The organism is Domibacillus sp. 8LH (genome assembly GCF_038806185.1).
Taxonomy (GTDB): domain Bacteria; phylum Bacillota; class Bacilli; order Bacillales; family Domibacillaceae; genus Domibacillus; species Domibacillus indicus_A.
In genome coordinates, this window is sequence record NZ_JAVJNG010000001.1 from 116,816 (window position 1) to 138,303 (window position 21,488).

The following is a 21,488-nucleotide window of genomic DNA, read 5'->3' on the forward strand; positions in this document are numbered from 1 at the left end:
CGTTTGAAAACGACAAACGGGCGAAAAACTGGAGCAGCTGATTCAAAAAGCAGACCCGGCCATGTAAGCGGTAAAGCAAAACGGCAAGGGTGCTTACCCGTTTTATACGAAAGAAAAAAGGAGAATGACAACATGAGACTACTTTGGGATTTAGATGGAACGATTTTTGATACATACCCGGCTATTTTGGCCAGCTTCGCAGCGGTTCACGAAGCGGCACACGGCACACCTGTTGACCGGGATGAGGCGCTTCGCTGGCTGAAAAAAAATTCAAAGCTGGCTTTTGCGCACTATGGCATTTCAGAGGATTTTCGTGCAATGTTTGCAGAGCTGGATCATCAGCAGTCAGAATCAGCCTGCCTGCCTTTTCAAGGTATTGAGGATGTACTTGCCCGGGCGGAAATAAACGTCATTGTAACCCACCGGACGAAGGCATCTACCAAAAACCTGTTAACAAAGTTTGGCCTGCTCAAGTACTTCACTGAAATTATCAGCCCGGAGGAAGACGGATTCCCGCGCAAGCCGGATGCCGCCGCTTATAAGTATCTGCATGAAAAATACGGGCTCGACTGGGCGATCGGCGATCGTTCACTCGACTTGATTCCTGCGCGTGAAGCCGGCATGAAAACAGCCGCTTTTCAAAACGAAGATATTGAAGCCGATGTTCATTTGAATGTCTACGACAACTCTTTTTTCGAAAAAATAACAAAATAAAAAAAACGGACCTAAGACACAGGTCCGTTTTTTTATTTTGTCAAAAAAGACTTATTTTTTTCACAAAAAAAGGATTGATTCCCTGTATTTAAACGCTAAAATAATAGCATCATCTAAAAAGGAGCAACACCATGAAGTGGACTATTCGCAAAAAACTTATTCTTTCATTTTTAGCCGTCCTGCTGATTCCTTCCCTTTTGATCGGCTTTTCCGCATACAACAGCGCGAAAAATGAAATCAAGCAGCAGATGATGGCCTCTGCCAATGAAAATATCTCCTCGCTTGACCGGCTCATTACCGACCAAATCGGAAAGAAAACACATGACGCAGAAATTTACAGCAATCTCGTAACTGCTAAATCGATCCAAGGAGAAGAAAGTCCGGCTCTTCGTCTCCGCCTTGATCAATACGCGAAGCTTCATCCGGAGGCAGTCAGCATTTATGTCGGCACAGCAAACGGCATCATGATACAAGAGCCGCGCCAGGAACTGGCAGCCGATTATGATCCGAGAGACCGTCCTTGGTACAAGCAGGCGGTTGAGGCAAACGGTGAAACGGTCATCACGCCTCCTTATGTTTCTTCCTCCGGCTCAAACGTCGTGACGGTTGCCCGCCAGACGGCCGACAAAAGCGGGGTAATCGGGATCAATTTAACACTGGACTCTATTACAGCCATGACAGATCCGATCAAAGTTGGCAAGGAAGGCTATGCCATCCTGCTTGACGGTGAACGCCACTTTATCGTTCATCCAACCGAAGAATTTGGAGCAGAAGCAACAGACACCCTTTACGGTCGGCTGTACGATGCCCAATCAGGCTCGTTTGATTATATCTTCAACAATGACAGCAAGTTTATGACCTTCCTGACAAATGAAGCGACTGGCTGGAAAATCGGCGGTACCATGTATTCAAGTGAAATAACAGAAGCGACCAAGCCGATTTTATGGAAAACGGCTGCTACCATTCTTCTATCCCTGCTTGCGGGTGCTGCGCTTGTTTGGGCCATTATCCGGTCTATTACGCGACCGCTTCACTCATTAAAACAAAGCGCTGATACATTGAGCCAGGGCGATCTGACCCAAACGATTGAAGCAGGACGCCGCAGGGATGAGATTGGTGATTTATCACGTTCCTTCGGTTTGATGGCACAGAATTTGCGCGAGCTCATTGGCCAGGTAGACCGTAATACAGAGCAGGTGGCAGCGGCTTCTGAAGAGTTAACCGCTTCTGCAGATGAAACAACGGCTGCAACCGGCCATGTGGCTGATTCTATTCAAAAAGTAGCTGCCGGAGCCGATCAGCAGACAAGCGCGATCACAACCATTGTAAATGATATGGAAGAATTGCGTGTGGGTGCCGGAAAAATTGTCGACAGTGCCGGCATCATGGCTGCATCTGCAGCTGATACGATGTCCCATGCCGCTGAAGGAGAAGAATCCGTCCGCCGCACAGTGGCGCAAATGAACGAAATTCAAGAGCATGTGCAGGCGTCTGATGAAATGATTAAATCGTTAAGCGGGCGGTCAGCCGAAATCAATACCATCATTGATGTGATTTCTTCAATTGCCGATCAAACGAACCTGCTTGCTCTTAATGCGGCGATTGAAGCAGCCCGCGCCGGTGAGCACGGCAAAGGCTTTTCTGTTGTAGCCGGTGAAGTAAGAAAACTGGCTGAGCAGTCACAGGCTTCTGCCGGACAAATCGCTGGATTAATTGATGTGATTCAAAAAGATACACAGCGTTCGGTTGAGCTGATGAGCCAGGCGTCCCAAAGTGTCAAAACCGGCATTTCCCTGTCGGATGATACCTCCGAAAAGTTTACCGGCATTTTAAACGGCATGGAGCGGATTACTCCGCACGTGCAGGATGTAACATCAATCGCTGCACAGGTAGCCGCCATTGTGAACCAGCTGACATCCTCCATTCATTCTGTTTCGAATGTGGCGCAAAACAATGCCTCGAGTGCTGAACAAGTGGCAGCAGCGACGCAAGAGCAGCTTGCTTCTTTAGAAGAAGTGAATATTGCGGCGAAATCCCTGTCTGCCATGGCTGAAGAACTGCAGCAGGTTGTCCGTAAATTTACGGTTTAATAGATGCTAAGCACCGCCCCCTCGGCGGTGCTTTTTTATTTGACAGGCCCTCCTTCCTTTCGTACGGTAGAAAAAAGGAGTGTGTCAGGATGAAAACGTTGATTCGCTTATTTTACGGAGCTGTTTTTTTAGCCGCAGGCATCGCGCATTTCAAACGGCCCAACGGCTTTAAAGCGATGTGCCGGCTTTTCTTCCCTTTAAACAAGCAATTGTCGCTGTTTCTGGCGTCATTGAAATGATATACGGAGCCGCCCTGCTGTTGAATCGCGGAACGTCTTTTGTCACAAAAACGATGCCGGCTTTTTTAGCTGCTGTTTTTCCAGCTAATGTGTATATGGCAATGAAAAACATTCCGCTCGGCGGGAAAAAGCTTCCCGCATGGATGCTGTGGGCCCGCCTTCTTCTTCAATGGCTGCTGATCCAGGGCTCCAAAAGAATTGATTCCTAAAACCGGTCATGCCTGCCGGTTTTTTTCTTTTTCACTGTCCACAAAGCTGCCACAGTTTTCCGCTTTTATTGTGATATTTTTCACATTTATATTCCGCTTTCTCCTTTATCCTTATAAACAACAGGAATAAAAGGAGAGGTATCCATGAAAGAAAAAGTGGTGTTAGTTGGTAATGGCATGGCAGGGATTCGCTGTTTAGAAGAGATCATCGCGCATGATCCAGAGCGTTTCGATATTACCGTCTTTGGAGATGAACCGCATCCGAATTACAACCGGATTATGCTGTCAAAAGTGCTGCAGGGCAATACAAAAATGGAGGAAATTGTGTTAAATGATTTTGACTGGTATGCCAAAAACCGTATCCACCTTCATACAGGGGATGCGGTTGTACAGGTAGACCCAGCCGAAAAAACGGTCACGAGCGCGTCTGGAAAATTCATTTCCTATGATCATCTGATCCTGGCGACCGGCTCAAACCCATTTATCCTCCCTCTTCCCGGCGCTGATCAAAACGGCGTAATCGGCTTTCGAAACATGGAAGACTGTGAAACGATGATCGATTATGCAAACCGCAAAAAACGTGCGGTCGTCATTGGAGGCGGCTTGCTGGGGCTGGAAGCTGCCCGCGGGCTGCTTAATTTAAAAATGGAAGTATATGTGGTACATGTGCTTGATTCGTTAATGGAAGCTCAGCTCGATGCACAGGCATCCAGGATGCTGAAAGAAGAACTTGAACAGCAGGGCATGACATTTTTAATGAACAAGCAGACTGTCCGGCTGAACGGTGATGGGCATGTGAGCGGACTCACTTTCAAAGACGGCTCAGAGCTTGCTGCCGACCTTGTAGTGATGGCAGTTGGTATTCGCCCGAACATCGACCTGGCTGCCAAAATCGGCCTGCAGACAAACCGGGCCATCGTCGTTAATGATTTCATGGAAACGAGCCTTCCCGATATTTATGCCGTCGGGGAATGTGCGGAACACCGGGGCACAGCGTACGGTCTTGTCGCCCCTCTTTACGAACAAGGAAAAACACTGGCGGCACGTCTTGTAACCGGCAGCCGGGACGGCGTAACGCCGTATACAGGTTCTGTTGTTTTTACACAGCTCAAGGTATCAGGTGTGGATGTTTTTTCAGCCGGTGATTTCCATGAAACAGACGACACAAAATCGATTCGTGTGCATGATGAGTTTGACCGCGTTTATAAAAAAGTGGTTATCGAAGGAAACCAGGTGCGCGGGGCTGTCCTGTTTGGCGATACATCCGATGCGCCGCGCCTGTTGGATTTAATGCGCAAAGGAACCGACATTTCGGCAATGAGCAAAGTAGAAATTCTGCCGGCAGAAAACAGTACACCGGGAGAGCATCCGGTCGTATCCATGGCCGCTGATGAAGTGGTCTGCGGATGCAACGGTGTGACAAAAGGCCGGATCGTGCGGGCGATTGCCGAGGAAGGTGCCGATACACTCGATGGTGTAAAGCAAACGACGAATGCCTGCCGGTCATGCGGCGGCTGTAAACCGATGATTGAAGCGCTTCTGGCACATACACTCGGTGACGGCTTCCAAGCGAACACAGCGGACAACCTTTGCGGCTGCACTGATTTATCCCATGAGCAGGTATCGGCAGAAATCCGGGAAAAAGGCCTGCAGACCACAAAAGAAGTAATGAATGTGCTCGGCTGGAAAAATGAAGAAGGCTGCTCCAAATGCCGTCCGGCCCTGAGCTATTACCTGGGCATGATTCATCCGCTTGACCACGAAGACGAGCCGGCTTCACGGTTTGTGAATGAACGGCTTCATGCAAACATCAATAAAAACGGCACATTTTCAGTGGTTCCGCGTATGTACGGCGGTGTCACAACGGTTGAGCAGCTTCGAAAAATTGCCGATGTAGCCGAAAAATACAACGTGCCGCTCCTGAAGGTAACCGGCGGCCAGCGGATCGACTTGTTTGGTGTCCGCCAGGAAGACTTGCCGAGCGTATGGCAGGAGCTCGATATGCCATCCGGCTATGCATACGGAAAAACATTACGCACTGTGAAAACGTGTGTCGGAGAACGATTCTGCCGGTTTGGCACACAGGATTCCGTCGGTTTTGGCGTCCGGCTCGAGAAAAAGCTTGAGGGCATGACCGCTCCTCACAAAGTAAAGCTCGGGCTTTCTGCCTGCCCGCGCAATTGTGCTGAATCACTGATTAAAGACGTCGGGCTTGTCGGGCTTGAAGGCGGCTGGGACATTTTTGTCGGCGGCAACGGCGGTGTGGATCTTCGCCAGGGTGAACTGCTCGGACGGGTTTCAAGCGATGACGAAGCAGAAGAGCTGATTTTGGCTTTCTTGCAGCTGTACCGCGAAAATGCCCGCTACTTAGAACGCACATCGGCCTGGATCGAGCGGGTCGGCTTGGAGTGGGTAAAGGAACGCGTGTTTACACAGCAGCGTGAGCTTGCCGGGCGGCTTGAAACGGCACTTTCCACTTTTACAGAACCGTGGAAAGCCATTGTGGAAAATGAACAAATGAAAAAACAATTATTTGAATCAGAAGGAGCCCATTAATATGAATGAATCTGTTTGTATTGGCCAGGTGAATGATTTTCCGCTGCAGCTCGGCAAAAAAGTCGAAGCCCAAGGCCACATGCTTGCCGTGTTTAAACTGAGTGATGGTACATTCCGGGCGGTCGCCAATTCGTGTCCAGCCAAGCAGGGGCCCCTTTCAGCCGGTATGGTTAGCGGCCATCATTTGTTCTGCCCGCTTCATGATGAAAAAATCAACCTTGATACCGGTTCAGTGGAAGCACCTGATACCGGCCAGGTGAAAACATTTGAAGTGCTTGTAAACGAAGAAAATGTTTTTGTGGTGATTTAAAAAAAGCACGCCCGGCTTATTGCCGGGCGTGCTTTTGGATTTTACGCCGTCATCCTGATCTAATAGCCATGAATAAACAGCAGAGACTTTCAGTTATGATCGGCCCAAGGTCAGTTTCTTGCTTTTTGCACTTTCAGCTGCTTTCCTTTAATGGTCGTTGTTTTCATCGCCCGCAGCACATCCGGCCCTTTTCCATTTAAAATCTCTACATACGTAACGTTGTCCTGAATGGTAATAATGCCGATATCAGCCGCTTCGATACCCGGGAGATTTGAAATGGTGCCGACAAAGTCAACCGCACGCAGCTTTTTCTTTTTGCCGCCGTTAAAGTACAGCTTCATAATGTCTTTGTTTAAACGCTCTCCCTTATCCCTTTTCCGTTCAGGACGCTGGGCCATCTTGGCTGTGAAGGAAGGCTTCGCTGCCTTTACTGCTTCTTGGGACGGCTGCTCCACTCGCTTCAATGGAAAGCCAATTAATTCTTCAATGGGTTCAATGAATTTTTCTTCAAATGGAGCCATAAGTGCAATCGCTTTTCCCGAATGACCGGCACGGCCGGTACGGCCGGTACGGTGCACATACGCTTCCTTCTCCATCGGCACGTCAAAATGGATCACAAGCGGAATATGTTCTACATCAATGCCCCTGGCGGCAACATCTGTCGCACACAAGTAGCGGAAATCCGCCCGTTTAAATTTATTCATCACGATAAAACGGTCTTCCTGCGCCATCCCTCCGTGCAGCATGCCTGATGATATTCCCGCGGCATCAAGCGCGTCAAACAGCGCTTCCACCCGCTCCTGTGTCCGGCAAAACAGAATGGCGCTGTCCGGATTTTCCACAGTCAGCACGTTTTGCAGCACGCGCGTTTTTTCTTCTTCCGCCACCTGAATAAGCTCATGAGTAATCGACGGGGCAGCAATTTCCTGCGCCATTTCAATCCGCTTGGGCGCTTTCATATAGGTGTCTGCCAGGCGGACAATGTCTTCCGGAAATGTAGCGGAAAACAACATCGTGACGCGCTCCGCCGGAAGGCGTTCAATAATCGATGAAACTTGCTCGATAAAGCCCATATTGAGCATTTCATCTGCTTCATCAATGACGAGAAAACGTATGCTGCCGGTATCGAGCGTCCCTTTTTCCATATGGTCGAGCACACGGCCCGGTGTCCCAACCACAATATGCGTTTTCTGCTTGAGCTCCAGCTTCTGACGGGCAAATGGAGATTTCCCGTACACCGCAGCTGCTTTTGTCCGTTTAAACCGGCCGATGTTGGTAATGTCTTCTTTCACCTGAACAGCCAGCTCCCGTGTCGGTGTTAAAACAAGTGCCTGCGGCTTGTTTTCCTTCCATTCGGTCAGCTGAACGAGCGGAATCGCAAAAGAAGCCGTTTTTCCGCTTCCGGTCTGTGACTTGACAATCAAGTCCGCTCCTTTAAGAGCTTCGGGGATTACAGCGGCCTGAACCGGGGTTGGATCGTGATAGCCAAGTGTATCAAGTGCCCGCATAATATCTTGGTTTAATGAAAATGATTGAAATGTTTCGGTCATAAGGACTCCTTTTTTTTTGTTTGGTATTCTGCTTATTATACAGAAAAACAGCCCGGATCACTCCGGGCTGCCCGATTATTTTTCCTCTTTAAACGATTGCAATTCGCCTTGCTTGCCGTAATCCTCCGGCTTTAAGTCTTCAAAAAAAATGAATACTTTATCCGCGTCTACATCGAATGATTCTTTGACAGCTGCCGTCATCCGCTGGACAAGATCACGTTTTTGTTCAGGCGTTTTTCCTTCTAACACTTTTACTGTGATAAACGGCATGTAAAGGGCACCCTTTCTTTTAAACGCCCGGGAACCAGCCTGGTGTATGAATAATCGCCTTCCAGAGCGGATCTGGCACCACAAGCTGTTCCTGCGCTTCTTTATCGAGCTTCACGGCAATGGATTCTTCCTGTCCGCTCTCTACTTTTTGTACCCAGTCCGGCTCAATAATAAGCCCGCGGCCGATCGCAATTAAATCCACACCCGTCCCGAGTGCTTTCACTGCATCATCTGCTGTGTAAATCGAACCGACACCGATAACCGGCACGGCATCCCCCGCACGCTCCTTAATGATTTCAAGACGCGTGCGCGTATCATCGACGCCCCGTCTCGGCTCGGACCAAAATTCCATTAAAGATACGTGCAGATAATCGAGTTCTTTTTCTTTTAAAGCATCGATCAGCTCAAGCGTGTCTGCCATTGTAATCCCCGGTGTTTCCGGCTCTTCCGGTGAAAAGCGATAACCGACCGCAAACGGGCGATCTGCTTTTGCAGCGGCTTGTTTCACCGCATCTACAACGGCAAGCGGAAACGCTAGGCGTTGTCCCCACCGGTCTTCCCGGCGGTTTGAATGAGGAGAGAAAAACTGCTGAATCAAGTAGCCGTTCGCGCCGTGAATTTCTACGCCGTCAAAGCCAGCTTCCACTGCCCGGCGGGTTGTTTCCCCGAAAGCAGCAACGATTTCTTCTACTTCCGTAGCAGATAATTCGCGCGGCACAGGACTTCCTTCCGCTTCAGCCGGTACGCTGCTGGCGCTGACTACGTCCCCATCCACTAAATGTGGGGGCACCTGGCGGCCTCCATGGAAAATTTGTAAAATGGCTTTAGCGCCTTCGGCTTTGATCGCAGAGGCAAGACGCGCAAGACTTGGAATCATTTCATCCCGGTCAGCAGCAAACTCTCCCTCGAATCCTTTTCCATTTAGTGTTACATATGTACAAGCTGTAATAACCGCTGACACTCCTTTTGAGCGGCGCGCGTAATAAGCAATTTCTGCATCCGTAACAGTGCCGTCTTCGTTCGACGAGAAGTTCGTCATTGGAGCCATCACAATTTTATTTTTTAATTGGAGACCGCTGCGCAATGTGACTGTTTCAAATAAAGATGCATATTTTGATTTCATTTTAAAAGCTCCTTTGATAAAATTAGCTCTCTGCTGAAGCAGAGAGCTGATTCTGTTATGAATATTGCGTTCGCAGTTCCTTCAGCTGTTTCAGCAGCTGCCCAAACCATTCTTCATCTTTTGTTAAAAGTGCTATATCAATCAGCTGTTCAAGTGCTGCTTCCGCCGGTTCCTGCTCTGGCACGAGTTGAAGAGACTTGGACAGAACACGAATCATTCGTCCTTCTAATTCTTTGTTAACGGATTCCACAATATACACTTTTGTAATGTCTTCCGGGTTTTCTATCTTTATGACATATCCGTAGATTCTCTGTTTGTCCCACGTTTCGCCTTGTACCCAGTCACCGACATGAAATTGTACTTTGTTCCCCATTTTTCCACTTCCCTGTTTCGGTCGGTCATTAATCTGCTTTGATTTGAAGCAAAACAGACGCAACCGTAAATTGGTGCAGAAAGGATGCGTATGAATCTTCCGCTTCTTTGAAAATAAGGTCCATTACACTTTGCGTATTAGAGGAAACCGGACATTCGCACTTTGGATCGCCTGTTTGCCGGTCTGGCTGCAGAGCGCCGCGCGAGATCGCCTCATAAACGTGCCCCAATGTAATCTTCCCTGGATCTTCTCCGAGCATGTATCCTCCCCGGACACCTTCTTTTGTTTTCACGAGCCCTTCATAGCGCAGCGCACTCATCACTTTACGGATGCGCACAGGATTGGTCGCTACGTTAAGAGCGATTGCCTCGCTTGAAGCCATATGCCCCGGCAAATAAGCCAGGTACACGAGACTGTGAACCGCGATGGTGAAATTACTATTCAACCGTGCGTTCCCCTTTCTGAAAACATACTGTAATTTTATTTGTTACAGTTCCAAAAGTCAATGGAAGGAATTTTACAACAACTATGATGGATTGTCAATCCATGTTTCATCGCCTTTTTTCGACAAAAAAAGCTGCCTTCTCATTAAGAAGACAGCACATTTTGTTTCACAGACCGCTTTTGCCAGATGATTGTAATGATGAGCGTCAGTCCAAGCAGCACCAAACCGAGCATAAACGGGAAGAAGATATTCACATCATATAAAAGTCCAGCGCAGGTTGGGCCGAGCACATTTCCAATCGACATATACATGTTATTCATCCCCATCGCAAACCCCTGCTCCGAGCCCGCCATTTTGGAAATAAGCGTATTGAGCACCGGACGCAAAATCGATGTGGCACAAAATATAAGAAGCGAAATGCCGAAAAACAGCCAGTAATTTCCCGCAAACAAGGAAATGAAGAAGCCAAGAGCGGCAACGGCCAAAAACAGATTCAACACTTTACCTTCTCCATACTTGGTTACAATACGGTCGACCACAAACAGCTGGACAAGTACGCTGACAATGCCGGTAGACGTCACCATGAGGGCAATATCCTGCGGTGTAGCGCCAAATTCATCGTCGACAAACAAGCCAAGCACCGACTCATACGCCATTAAGCCAAAGCTCATCACAAGTGTAATCACAAGCGGAACAAAATATGGCATGGTCACCGAGCGGGCCAGCTTTTTCATCATCGGCTCCTCAGCCGGATGGTCTGCTGCGGCTGGCTGTTCCGGCCGCTCCGGTTCTTTTAAGAGCGCAATAGAGAACAAAACCGCGAACAAAGCGACAACCGCAGAAATCAAAAACGGGGCTTTTAAGCCGAAATCCGCAAGAAAGCCGCCGATACCAGGGCCGACTACGATCCCGAATGACATGGCGGCTGAAATCAAGCTGTTGCCTTTCGCCCGCTGGTCAAACGACGTAATATCCGCCACATATGCGAAGATAGCCGGCACCAATAGGGCTGCTCCAATTCCGCCAATCACACGCGAGGCGTACAGCATCCAAATTGAATCAAAGAAATAAAACACAAACATGGAAAGCGCAAGTCCGAACAAACCATATATAATCATTTTCCGTCGGCCGTAATCATCCGCCCATTTACCGGCAATTGGTGAAAAAACAAGCTGCGCACCTGCAAAAATGGCAATCATCAGCCCGGCAGCCATTCCTCCTTCGTTAATGGAATCCAAATACGCAGGCAAAATAGGAATAATGATACCGAAGCTGCCAATGGCGATAAACATATTAATCATCAAAATGACTAACTTTTTCCTCTGATCACCAGTCATGTAAAAACCCTCCTTTTGTTCATCCTTGCTCATTTTAGCAAATTGTTCCTCAAACGGAAATACATTTAAACAAAAGGAATCAAACTTTTATTGCATCGCTTCCACGTGCATCATTTCTTCCCTCTATACACAAAAAAGCAGCCCTTTTAGGGGCCGCTTGTTTTTTGAACAGGTGGTGTATTCAAGTCTCCGTCATTCTGGTTATATTCATTTTCCCAGAAGTCTGCGTTTTTAATCCCAAGTGGTCTCGGATCAAATACCGGGTCTTTGCCCTGCTTTTTCTGGGCTTCGTAATCTTTTAATGCAAGAAGCGCCGGTTTAGCCAGGATTACGATGGCGATCACATTCAGCCAAACCATGATACCAAGTCCCGCATCGCCAAATGCCCAGGCAAGCGTTGATTCATTTGTGGCGCCGTAGAACGTTGTAAGAAGTAAAACGATACGTAAAATGTTGATCGCCGTCATGCTTGTCCGGCCGCGCATCAAGTAAAAAATATTGGTTTCGGCAATGTAATAATACGCCATAATCGTCGTAAAAGCGAAAAAGAATAGAGCCACTGCTACAAATCCAGATCCGAATCCAGGAAACACGGTGTCAATGGCTGCCTGTGTAAATCCAGGTCCGATTTCCTGGGCCGGCAGGTTTTGAGCTAAAAACGAACCATCTTCTGCCTGCGTGTTATACATGCCTGTCATGAGAATCATAAACGCTGTTGCAGAACAAACTAAAAGCGTATCAACATAAACAGAAAATGCCTGCACAAGCCCCTGTTTGGCTGGATGAGATACTTCTGCTGCTGCTGCCGGATGAGCCCCGGTACCCTGCCCTGCTTCATTTGAATAAACGCCGCGTTTTACTCCCCATGAAATTGCCATTCCGAGCAATCCGCCAAATACTTGATCCATGCCAAATGCACTCCGGAAAATAAGGGAAAGAACCGCCGGCAGCTCTGTAATATTCATAGCCACAATAATAAAGGCTAATAAAATATAGCCAAGAGCCATAAACGGCACGATGATTTGCGCAGCGTTCGCAATACGCTTCACACCGCCGAAAATAATAAAAGCAAGAAGAAGAACAATAATAAGACCTGTAACCGTTGGACTCATATTAAAAGCATTTGTCATACCGCCAGCAATCGCGTTGGATTGAACACCCGGCATTAAAATCGCCATGGCGATCAAGGCCGCAATGGCAAATAACACAGCGAACCATTTTACACCCATGCCTTTTTCGATGTAATAAGCAGGCCCCCCACGATACTGCCCATCTTGTTTTGTTTTGTAAATTTGAGCCAGCGTAGATTCTACGAATGCGCTTGCCGCACCGATAAAGGCAATAGCCCACATCCAAAAGACAGCACCCGGACCGCCGTAGAAAATCGCGGATGCCACTCCGGCAATGTTTCCCGTTCCGACACGACCGCTCAGCGCGATAGACATGGCTTGAAAAGACGAAACCCCCGCATCAGAGCTTTTTCCGCTAAACATTAAAGTAATCATTTCCTTGAAATGACGAACTTGCAAGAATCTTGTTAAAATTGAAAAAATTAAACCGACAGCTAGAAGTCCGTAGATCACCGGATTGCTCCACAAAATGCCATTTAACGAGGTCACGAATGCTTCCAAATATCATCTCTCCATTTCTATGTTTAAAATAGATTACTTTTTTAGAATAAAGGCTTTCACCCAAAATCACAATAGAAATGTGAACTTTCCTCACACAAAAGCCCCTGCTAAAAGCAGGGGCTTTCTCATTAAGAAGTAATAAAGTCGCCACCATTGACGTGGATCGTTTGTCCTGTCACATATGAGGAATCATTTGAAGCGAGGTATACATAAGCCGGTGCATTCTCAGACGGCTGTCCCATACGCTTCATCGGCGTGCTGTCTCCATGCTTTCCTACTTTCTTTGCATCAAATGTAGCCGGGATCAACGGCGTCCAGATCGGACCAGGCGCAACGGAGTTTACACGAATTCCTTTTTCCACTAAATTCGCTGACAGCGACCGGGTAAATGTCGTAATCGCTCCCTTAGTTGACGAATAGTCGATCAGCTCTGGTGAGCCTCGGTATGCCGTTACAGACGATGTATTAATGATGGCATCTCCTTCAGTTAAATGCGGAAGGGCCGCCTGTGACATGTAAAACATCGAGAAAATGTTCGTCTGGAACGTTTCCTGCAGCTGCTCTGGTGAAATCTCTAAAAAGTTCTTTGTCGGAAATTGCTTCGCTGCGTTGTTTACGAGAATGTTTAAGCCGCCAAACTCTGCCACAACATCTTCCACAAGCTGTCTGCAGTTTTCCACCTTGCTGACGTCAGTTGCTTTATGCATCGCTTTTACGCCATACGATTCAACGATATCGACTGTTTTTTTCGCATCACTTTCTTCATTTAAGTAGGCAATCGCGACATTGGCTCCTTCTTTTGCAAAAGCAACTGCTACGGCACGGCCGATTCCTGAGTCACCGCCTGTGATCAAAGCGACTTTTCCGGCGAGCTTTCCAGATCCTTTATAATTCGGGTCATCATACAGCGGCTCAGGCGTCATTTCTGATTCAATACCCGGCTGCTCACTTTGTGTTTGCGGAGGTGTTTGTTCATCCATTTTCTCAAATTTATCTTGCGTCATGGTATCCACTCCATCCGTTTTATTTTACAGAAAAAGTATTCCCCCGCTCACAAAGAATAAACATTGCCTGGATACTGTTTGTTTTATCATTTTGTTGAATTTTGCACATAATGAATTCAGAAATCAATCAAGCGTGTTAGGACATCTTATCCCGATCCTACCTGCGCTTTTTCCTTTTTTCAAGCAGCGCATAAAGCAAAAGCAGCACCATTAAAAATGTAAGCGATTCATACCAAGGCATTTTTTCAATCACATCACCAAAAGCGGTATATAAAAGAGCTGGTGTAATCACGCCAAGTACAGAATATTGCATGTATTCGCGGTACGATTTGGTCATATCCATTAAATAAACGGACAGCAGGTGAAAATGAACAAACGGCATCACCCGCAGCAACATGACCTGCCCGATCGTCATTTTCCGCTCCCCGGCTACTTTCCGTTTTACTTTTAACATTCGTTCGCGCACACGCGGAAAGTGGTCAATCAGTTTATAAAAAACGGCACTCATCAGTGACAGGCCAATAATGGAATATAAAGATCCCCAGACAAACCCGAATGCATATCCTCCTGCCATACAGACAATCACAACCGGCAGAAACAAAAATGGGCGGATAAGATGTAAAAAAACAAATAAAATCGGTCCAAGCCATCCCGCCTGCTCGATCGTGTTTTCGATCCACTGTTCTGCCTCTATCATAAAGCGTCCACCTCTTATTAACAGTGTAGCAGTTTTCCATAAATTGAAGACAAGAAAAAAAGAGGGAGGCCCCTCTTTACAGCTCATTTAGCAGCAGGGATACAAACAGCCCAAGTGCTGCCATAAAGCCGACGACTGGGCCGCCCTCTTCGAATGCTTCCGGCATCATGGTCGACCCGACCATCGCAATAATCCCGCCGCCTGCAAAAGCCGCGATGGCCGCCATCACTGCCGGGCTTGCATCTTCCAGGAAAAAATAGCCGCCCCATGCGCAAAGAGCAGAAATAATCAAAACGGTCAGCCATAAAAGGAATATTTTTTTCTTTGAATAGCCGCCTTTTAAAAGACCCGTTGTACTTGAAAGTCCTTCCGGCACGTTACTGATAAAAATAGCAATGACAAGTAAAAAGCTGACCCCTTTCCCCGCTAAAAGGCTCGCACCGATCATAATGGATTCCGGTATGGCGTCCATAACCGTTCCAATGAAAATCGCAAGCCCCGATCCGCCGCCCGAGTCCTGCTCGTGTGATCGTTTCCGTTTAGCGGCCCCTTTTCTTGAAATGTAAATGTCTAAGAGCGTAAAAACTAGCGCTCCAGCCATAAAGCCGGCTCCGGTCGCTAGAAATCCGCCTTCTTCAACGGATTCACCAAGCAGCTCATAAGTGGCTGCTCCGATCAGCACTCCTGTTCCAAAAGCCATTATGTAACCGATCAGCCGCTTTTGAATAGGCACAAACAAAGCAGCTAACGCACCAAGCAATACGGCTGAGCCGGATACACCGCCCCACATTAATGCCTGCCACATGTGCAGTCCCCCTTCTTTTTCTATTCCTTTTACCGTTCCCTTGCTTGTCTATTTAAAAACACTTTTTTATTTTGAATTTTGCACATTTCGCAATATAAAAAGACCGGATAAAGGAAAAGTTGTGTCGTTTTAGCTTTTTTACAGACAAAAGCGGCCTGTCCCAATCGACAGGCCGCCCTTGTATGATCTATTCAGTCCAATATAAGCTCTTACAAGAGCCGGGCAAACGCTGATTTCAAATAGGAATCAAACGCTTTTTCTTCGCCCTGCTGCCAGTATAAGCTGTCCGCATATGCTGCCTGGTCCGCATAAATATTGTCGAGAATATCCGGCTCTTCTTCCGTTGTTTTACCCGCGCTTACTTGAATAAACGGCTCTGTTTCATCAAATACGACGTCAAAGCGGAGAAAACGGTCTTCAATCCGGAGCGCTGCCGCGTTTTCTGCTGCTTCAAATGCTGCGTCCAAGCCGACCGCTGCATATTTTTCCAAAGAATCGTCAAAGGCTTCTAATTTTCCATATAAATCGAGAAACAAGTCTGCTAAAAATAATTCATCTTTATAACGAGCGTCTAAAAACGTCCGCATTTGATCTTGAAACGCCATGACATCGGCTCCTTTGCTATTTAACTATTCATAATTTACAGTATAAACAATTTTTTCCTCGGTGAATACTATAGTTTGCCTGCTCTTTAAGCAAAAAACAGGGTAAAGAGAAAAAGATCTAGCTTCCATTTTCTTTTTGAAATACCGTTTTCCCCCGTTTTTACTTAGCTCATTCGACAAATTTCTTGTAAGATTAAAAAAAATGCTTGTGGAAAAAGGAGCAGATGTCATGGAAAATTTGTTTTGGTCTTCATCACTGCTCGATGTGTACCAATCTTTATTTGAACAAGAGGACGAAATTCCGTTTGCGATGGATACAAAAGGTAATATTCAGCTGATGAATGAAGAGGCGGTCCGGATACTCGGTTATACGTCAGCTGAATTTAACCGGATCGATTATAAAAAGGTAATCCCAACAGAACATGTGGCAGAGGTAGAGGCTCATTTTTCTCATGTTCTTCAAGGAAATAAAGCATCTTTTCGTATGATGTTTCAGCATAAAGACGGATATATCGTTCACTTATCTGTAAATGCCGTTCCCATTTACGAGAACGGTGCTGTTCAAGGCGCTTTTGGCATCGGCCGCGTGCGGACGAATGAACAATACACAAGCGAGCTTTTAAACGGACAAAACCGTATTTTGCAAATGATTGCCAAAGGCGCTCCCTTTGATGAAGTTCTTCACCAGATTGCAGCCATGGCAGAGCGCATTTCGCCGGGCCATCTGTGTGCCATTATGCTGCTTGACCAAGAAAAGAGGGCTCTTTTTCACGCTGCAGCGCCTGGGCTGCCTGATGAATACATTGAATATATTGATGGGGTCCCCGTCGCTGAAAACCAGGGATCGTGCGGCACGGCTGCTTTTTTAGGGGCCCCTGTTATTGCAGCGGACGTCGCAAAAGACCGCCGCTGGTCTGGATATCGGGATATCGCACTTAAGCACCAGTTAAATGCCTGCTGGTCCACCCCTGTTTTTGATGATGATCAGCAGATCATTGCTACGTTTGCGATGTATGCCCGCCAGCCGTCTGTACCGACCGAAGCGGATAAACGGCTCATCCGTGAAGCGACCCGGTTAACGAGCCTGGCCATTCAGCATTACCGGGCGAAAGAACAAATTCAGCAGTTAGCTTATCACGACCACTTGACCGGCCTGCCGAACCGCCGGCAGTTCCGGCAGGCGCTCGAGAATACGATTGCCCGTTATCCGCGTGAAACACACGCACTTTTTTTCCTGGATTTGGATCGTTTTAAATTTATTAATGATTCGTTCGGCCATAAAACCGGTGATGATTTGCTTAAGATGGTTGTTGACCGTATTCAAACGCGTCTCGGTCATTCCCTTCTTTTTTCCCGTGAAGGCGGCGATGAATTTACCGTCTGGATTGAGCGGACAAGCGGCGAGGCTGCGGCTGATATGGCGGCAGCGATGCTGGAAACGTTTCGCGAGCCTTTTTCCCTCGAAGGAAATGAGCTGTTTATGACAGCAAGCATTGGTATCAGCTTGTATCCGCACGACGGTCTGCAGGAACAGGACCTGTTCCGAAAAGCCGACATGGCGATGTATGAAGCCAAAAAGAAAAACCGAAATTCCTTTCAGTTTTATACCAGTATGCTGGACCGGCAGTCCCTCAAAAAATTAAAGATGGAAAGCGAGCTTCGCTCAGCGCTTAAACGGGAAGAACTAAGCCTTGTTTATCAGCCGATTCAGAACTTGTGCACCGGTGACATTTATGGAGCAGAAGCCCTGATTCGCTGGGACAGCCGGCATTTCGGCCTAGTTTCACCTGGCGAGTTTATTCCGATTGCAGAAGAAACGGGCTTGATTATTCCCATCGGCGAGTGGGTCATCCGCACCGCCTGCCGTCAGCTGAAGGCGTGGCAGGAAGAAGGCCGTTCTCTTACCTGTATGTCTGTCAATTTGTCTATTTCACAGTTTTACCAGTCCAATCTGGCGGAAACGATCCAGGCGATCATCAAAGAAACCGGCATTCAGCCGTCCCATTTAACGTGTGAAATTACCGAAAGCATGACGATGGACACAGATACCGCAGCAGCTGTTTTGCAGAAGCTGCAACGTATCGGTGTTTTTATTTCCATTGATGATTTTGGGACAGGCTACAGCTCGCTCAGTTATTTGCAGAAGCTGCCGCTGGACACGTTAAAAATCGATCAGTCTTTTGTCCGTGATATTGCCGTCAACGAAAGCGCCGAAAAAATCGCGACAACCATTATTTTAATGGCCCATCATCTCGGTCTTCACGTTGTGGCCGAAGGAGTCGAAACGGAAGAACAGCTTTCCATTTTAAAAGAATATCAATGCGACGCCGCTCAGGGCTACCTGCTCGGACGGCCGGCGCCGCCAGACGAATTTTTTGCTTAACCGAACAGCAGCCGGCATTCAAAGCCGGCTGCAGTTTGGTCTCTTCTCTTTCATAAAAGCTTTTTTTTAAAAAAAACGGCTTTTTCTGCTGGTTAGCAGCCAGCGGCACATTTTATCGGGCGCAAATGTTTAAACTACTGTCAAGAAAGGTTAAAGATGTAGATAAGTTCATTAATTTACATACACGTTCCTGCACAAAACGGCAGACGCCCGATGTATGCAATGGAACGAGTCGAAAGGAGACTTTTTATGCCTGTTAGAAAAAGCCCAGGGTATTATGAACGTAAACTCATTGCTGGTGCCCTGGCCGGTACACTATTTTTCCTGCTGCTAGTCTTTATTCAGCCGCTGCCGATTGATTCACCGGCATCCAGCTGGTCCAATTCCCTTCAACGATTCGCAAATGCGATTCCGGTTTATATGATGTACATTACACCGGCTGCGATTATTTATTTTGTGCTGACATCATTGATCAGTGACAGAGCGGCACGTTATTTGACCCGCCGGAAAAACGGCCACAATGAATGGTTGTTTTCCCTGATTTTTCATTTGATCTTCGGTCTTATTTTATTTTGGTATACAGTGGCCGCTGCGCTGTTTTTCTTTGTGATCGACCGAATGTTAAAAAAATGGCGCGACCGGTATTCCTATAAACATGTGCTTCTGGCGATGGTGGTTCCGTTTTTCACCTGGTTCATTTTTATGATGATCGCATTCTTAAAAGGGTAAAAAAAACCCGCCGGATTCCGGCAGGTTTTTTTGATTTATGGAGCCGCTCAGGGCTTCTTTTGGGCAAACAGCCGCATGGCCAATTTTAAAATGGCTGCTTACGCCTGCTTTACTTCAGTATGAAGCCCACACGTCATAAAAACAGTCTTACGCGTCAATTTTAATTTTTTGCTGCTCCCGCACAAGCAGATCTTCTGCTTCTTGATGAAGAAGCGGCTTACTGAACAAATAGCCCTGACCGGTCTGGCAGCCCAGCTGCTTTAGCATGCACAGCTGACCGGCTGTTTCAACACCTTCTGCCACCACGTTCAACTCAAGATTGTGTGCCAGGTCGATAATATTTTTGACAATCGCTGCTTCTTTTTTGGATGTCGTCACATCCCTTATAAAAGACTGGTCAATTTTCAAGCAGTCGAGCGGCAGTTCCTTTAACACGCTGAGGGAGGAATAGCCGGTACCGAAATCATCAATCGAGACTTTCACCCCGATTTCTTTTAATTGGTCTAAAATATGCTTTGTTTCCTGCGTATTCTGCATGATGCTTTCGGTAATTTCAATTTGCAGCAAGCTTGGCTCCATATCGGTTTCCCGTATCAACGCTTTAAAGGTATCGACGAAATGGCGGTTTTGAAACTGCTGAACGGAAATATTGACACTCATGCTAAACCGCCCATATCCCTGCTGCTCCCACCGCTTGCTTTGCAGGCATGCTTCTTTCAGCACCCACTCGCCAATCGAGGTGATCAAGCCGGATTCTTCGGCGATCGGTATAAATTCGGACGGAGACACAGAGCCGAATCTTTCATTTTTCCATCTAATGAGTGCTTCAAACCCTGTAATTTGGCTTGTGGCCAGATCGAACTGAGGCTGATAGTGCAAAAAAAGTTCCCCTTTCCAAATGGCCCGTCTCAGCTCTTTTTCAAGCGCCGCTTTGCGCTGCAGCTTGTTGTATAAACTCGAATGAAAAAACTGATAATTGTTTCGCCCTTTTTCCTTGGCTATATGCATAGCGGAATCCGCGTACACAAGCAATGTATCCATGCTGTCCGCATCAGTGGGCGATGTGCTGATTCCAATGGACGGGGTAATTAAAATTTTGTGATCCTTTATCATAAAGGGTGTGGTTAAGGTTTGCAGCAGCTTTTCTGCTAAAAGGGTGAGCTGCACTTTGTTCGTCTCATGGCAGACAAACCAGAATTCATCGCCGCCAAACCGATAAATGGTACCGCTTTCTTTCATTAAAGCACTTTTAAACCGGCCGGCTGCTTCTTTAAGCAGTGTATCGCCCGCCAGGTGTCCAAAAGAATCATTTACTGTTTTAAAACGGTCAAGATCAATGATAAACAGCGCTGTTTCTTTTCCTTCCTGCAGCCGTTTATTTAAATCAATAAATAAAGACGTTCGATTTGGCAGCCCCGTAAGTGAATCGATATATGCCAGGTGTGTAATCCGTTCTTCTGATTTTTTTCTTTCCGTTATGTCCAGGACAACACCGTTTGTTTTCACAAGCTCGCCTTTTTCATTCCAAATCGGGGATAATTTTACTTCCACCCACTTGATGTGCCCATTACTCACGATCCGGAATTCAGCCGTTTGAACGGCCCCTTCTTTGTCGTTTTTATAAGATCGAAGAAAATGTAACGCCTTATGGTAATCCTCATGATAAAGATATTTTCGCCAGAGTGTGCTCTCTGTGTAAGCATCTTGAAGCGAAACATCAAGAATTTTTTCAAATCCTTTCGACAGTGACATACGGTTCGTTCTATGATCGATAGACCAAATGGCCGCATCCACGTTATCTAACAGGCTTTGCAGCTCATTCTTTTTTTCCTTTAATTTTTCGTTTAAATTGCGGTTATAATCATAGTGCCTGCCCATCCACCAGGCAATGATAGAAAAAAAGAACAGCGATAAAAGATGGTATCCATTGTAAAGCTGTGCAAAATCAAGCTTCATTGTCCAAAAGAAATAAGCAAAATCGGCAAACAACGGCGTGCCTATCCTACCGATGTATTTCATACTTTCTTCCCCTTTATTGTCGAAATATGCGTTTTATAATTCCTTAGACCTATAAATTGATCATAGCAGAAGAAACTAGCAATTACACGTTAAATTTGTCGTTTTCTCGTAAGAAAAGTAGAAAATATTCGTTTTTGGATCTTTTTTCCATAGTTTTAAGAAGCGGAACCGTTCTTCTCTTTTGCCTGTTGGTAACGAAAACAGCCTGTACACTTTGTACAGGCTGTTTGACAAATTTTATTTCTTACAGTTTAGTTTAGGGAATGTGGACGATTGCTGCTTGTTCACATCTACTACACCGACAAGCGCAGGAAACGACTTACATTCGGCAATCATGTCTCCCATCGTCACCGCCCGCCCGTTTCGCTCGACCATATAGCCGGAGCTGCAGCATGCGAC

Annotated in this window: 21 protein-coding genes; 8 read left to right on the forward strand and 13 right to left on the reverse strand. The window is 46.8% G+C overall.

The genetic code is table 11. The features are described 5' to 3' along the window. The first annotated feature begins 132 nt into the window (after nucleotides 1-132). From RG959_RS00605 to nirD, 6 genes are all read left to right on the forward strand, one after another. A complete protein-coding gene (locus RG959_RS00605; RefSeq protein ID WP_342795552.1) occupies nucleotides 133-714 on the forward strand; it encodes an HAD hydrolase-like protein in 582 nt (193 codons plus the stop codon). A gap of 131 nt (nucleotides 715-845) precedes the next feature. Continuing rightward, complete coding sequence (locus RG959_RS00610; RefSeq protein ID WP_342795553.1) at nucleotides 846-2,804, forward strand: methyl-accepting chemotaxis protein; 1,959 nt, start codon at nucleotides 846-848, stop codon at nucleotides 2,802-2,804. 89 nt (nucleotides 2,805-2,893) lie between these two features. Continuing rightward, the gene (locus RG959_RS00615) at nucleotides 2,894-3,043 is read left to right on the forward strand and encodes a DoxX family protein (protein WP_342795554.1); all 150 of its coding nucleotides are present in this window, start codon (nucleotides 2,894-2,896) and stop codon (nucleotides 3,041-3,043) included. Further along, a complete protein-coding gene (locus RG959_RS00620) occupies nucleotides 3,040-3,252 on the forward strand; it encodes a DoxX family protein (protein ID WP_342795555.1) in 213 nt (70 codons plus the stop codon). Before RG959_RS00615 ends, RG959_RS00620 begins: the two co-directional genes overlap by 4 nt. Nucleotides 3,253-3,396: 144 nt before the next feature. After that, nucleotides 3,397-5,808 (forward strand): nitrite reductase large subunit NirB, encoded by a 2,412-nt coding sequence (gene nirB, locus RG959_RS00625; RefSeq protein ID WP_342795556.1) that lies wholly within the window; start codon nucleotides 3,397-3,399, stop codon nucleotides 5,806-5,808. 1 nt (nucleotide 5,809) lies between these two features. Beyond that, nucleotides 5,810-6,118: a nitrite reductase small subunit NirD gene (gene nirD / locus RG959_RS00630; protein WP_342795557.1), complete on the forward strand. Its 309-nt coding sequence runs from the start codon at nucleotides 5,810-5,812 to the stop codon at nucleotides 6,116-6,118. A gap of 110 nt (nucleotides 6,119-6,228) precedes the next feature. Here nirD and RG959_RS00635 read toward each other — a convergent pair whose 3' ends face one another. The 11 genes from RG959_RS00635 to RG959_RS00685 form a co-directional block, all read right to left on the reverse strand. After that, nucleotides 6,229-7,668 carry a DEAD/DEAH box helicase gene (locus RG959_RS00635; protein WP_342795558.1) on the reverse strand — a complete coding sequence of 480 codons (1,440 nt, stop codon included), beginning with the start codon at nucleotides 7,666-7,668 and terminating at the stop codon, nucleotides 6,229-6,231. A gap of 75 nt (nucleotides 7,669-7,743) precedes the next feature. Next, a complete protein-coding gene (locus tag RG959_RS00640; RefSeq protein WP_242233731.1) occupies nucleotides 7,744-7,938 on the reverse strand; it encodes a tautomerase family protein in 195 nt (64 codons plus the stop codon). Between the two features lie 19 nt (nucleotides 7,939-7,957). Then, nucleotides 7,958-9,061, reverse strand: a complete 1,104-nt coding sequence (locus RG959_RS00645) for an NADH-dependent flavin oxidoreductase (protein ID WP_342795559.1) — start codon at nucleotides 9,059-9,061, stop codon at nucleotides 7,958-7,960. 55 nt (nucleotides 9,062-9,116) lie between these two features. Beyond that, on the reverse strand, nucleotides 9,117-9,434 hold the full coding sequence (locus tag RG959_RS00650; protein WP_251270814.1) for a hypothetical protein: 318 nt from the start codon (nucleotides 9,432-9,434) through the stop codon (nucleotides 9,117-9,119). A 28-nt stretch (nucleotides 9,435-9,462) separates the two neighbouring features. Next, nucleotides 9,463-9,879 carry an Rrf2 family transcriptional regulator gene (locus tag RG959_RS00655; protein ID WP_342795560.1) on the reverse strand — a complete coding sequence of 139 codons (417 nt, stop codon included), beginning with the start codon at nucleotides 9,877-9,879 and terminating at the stop codon, nucleotides 9,463-9,465. A gap of 143 nt (nucleotides 9,880-10,022) precedes the next feature. Next, nucleotides 10,023-11,216 carry an MFS transporter gene (locus tag RG959_RS00660; RefSeq protein ID WP_342795561.1) on the reverse strand — a complete coding sequence of 398 codons (1,194 nt, stop codon included), beginning with the start codon at nucleotides 11,214-11,216 and terminating at the stop codon, nucleotides 10,023-10,025. A gap of 146 nt (nucleotides 11,217-11,362) precedes the next feature. Next, complete coding sequence (locus tag RG959_RS00665) at nucleotides 11,363-12,847, reverse strand: alanine/glycine:cation symporter family protein (RefSeq protein ID WP_342795562.1); 1,485 nt, start codon at nucleotides 12,845-12,847, stop codon at nucleotides 11,363-11,365. 128 nt (nucleotides 12,848-12,975) lie between these two features. Next, complete coding sequence (locus tag RG959_RS00670) at nucleotides 12,976-13,851, reverse strand: SDR family oxidoreductase (protein WP_342795563.1); 876 nt, start codon at nucleotides 13,849-13,851, stop codon at nucleotides 12,976-12,978. Nucleotides 13,852-14,008: 157 nt separating this feature from the next. Next, on the reverse strand, nucleotides 14,009-14,548 hold the full coding sequence (locus RG959_RS00675; RefSeq protein ID WP_342795564.1) for a TVP38/TMEM64 family protein: 540 nt from the start codon (nucleotides 14,546-14,548) through the stop codon (nucleotides 14,009-14,011). Between the two features lie 76 nt (nucleotides 14,549-14,624). Then, nucleotides 14,625-15,353 carry a ZIP family metal transporter gene (locus RG959_RS00680; protein ID WP_342795565.1) on the reverse strand — a complete coding sequence of 243 codons (729 nt, stop codon included), beginning with the start codon at nucleotides 15,351-15,353 and terminating at the stop codon, nucleotides 14,625-14,627. A 209-nt stretch (nucleotides 15,354-15,562) separates the two neighbouring features. Then, a complete protein-coding gene (locus RG959_RS00685; protein ID WP_242233722.1) occupies nucleotides 15,563-15,958 on the reverse strand; it encodes a hypothetical protein in 396 nt (131 codons plus the stop codon). Nucleotides 15,959-16,187: 229 nt separating this feature from the next. Here RG959_RS00685 and RG959_RS00690 point away from each other — a divergent pair, with 229 nt between their 5' ends. Together RG959_RS00690 and RG959_RS00695 are read left to right on the forward strand one after the other, a co-directional pair. Further along, a complete protein-coding gene (locus tag RG959_RS00690) occupies nucleotides 16,188-18,341 on the forward strand; it encodes an EAL domain-containing protein (RefSeq protein ID WP_342795566.1) in 2,154 nt (717 codons plus the stop codon). Between the two features lie 249 nt (nucleotides 18,342-18,590). Beyond that, nucleotides 18,591-19,070: a hypothetical protein gene (locus RG959_RS00695; RefSeq protein ID WP_342795567.1), complete on the forward strand. Its 480-nt coding sequence runs from the start codon at nucleotides 18,591-18,593 to the stop codon at nucleotides 19,068-19,070. 147 nt (nucleotides 19,071-19,217) lie between these two features. Here RG959_RS00695 and RG959_RS00700 read toward each other — a convergent pair whose 3' ends face one another. After that, nucleotides 19,218-21,089, reverse strand: coding sequence for a putative bifunctional diguanylate cyclase/phosphodiesterase (locus tag RG959_RS00700; protein WP_342795568.1), 1,872 nt, complete (start codon nucleotides 21,087-21,089; stop codon nucleotides 19,218-19,220). A 237-nt stretch (nucleotides 21,090-21,326) separates the two neighbouring features. Beyond that, nucleotides 21,327-21,464 carry a hypothetical protein gene (locus RG959_RS00705; RefSeq protein ID WP_342795569.1) on the reverse strand — a complete coding sequence of 46 codons (138 nt, stop codon included), beginning with the start codon at nucleotides 21,462-21,464 and terminating at the stop codon, nucleotides 21,327-21,329. Nucleotides 21,465-21,488 lie beyond the last annotated feature (24 nt).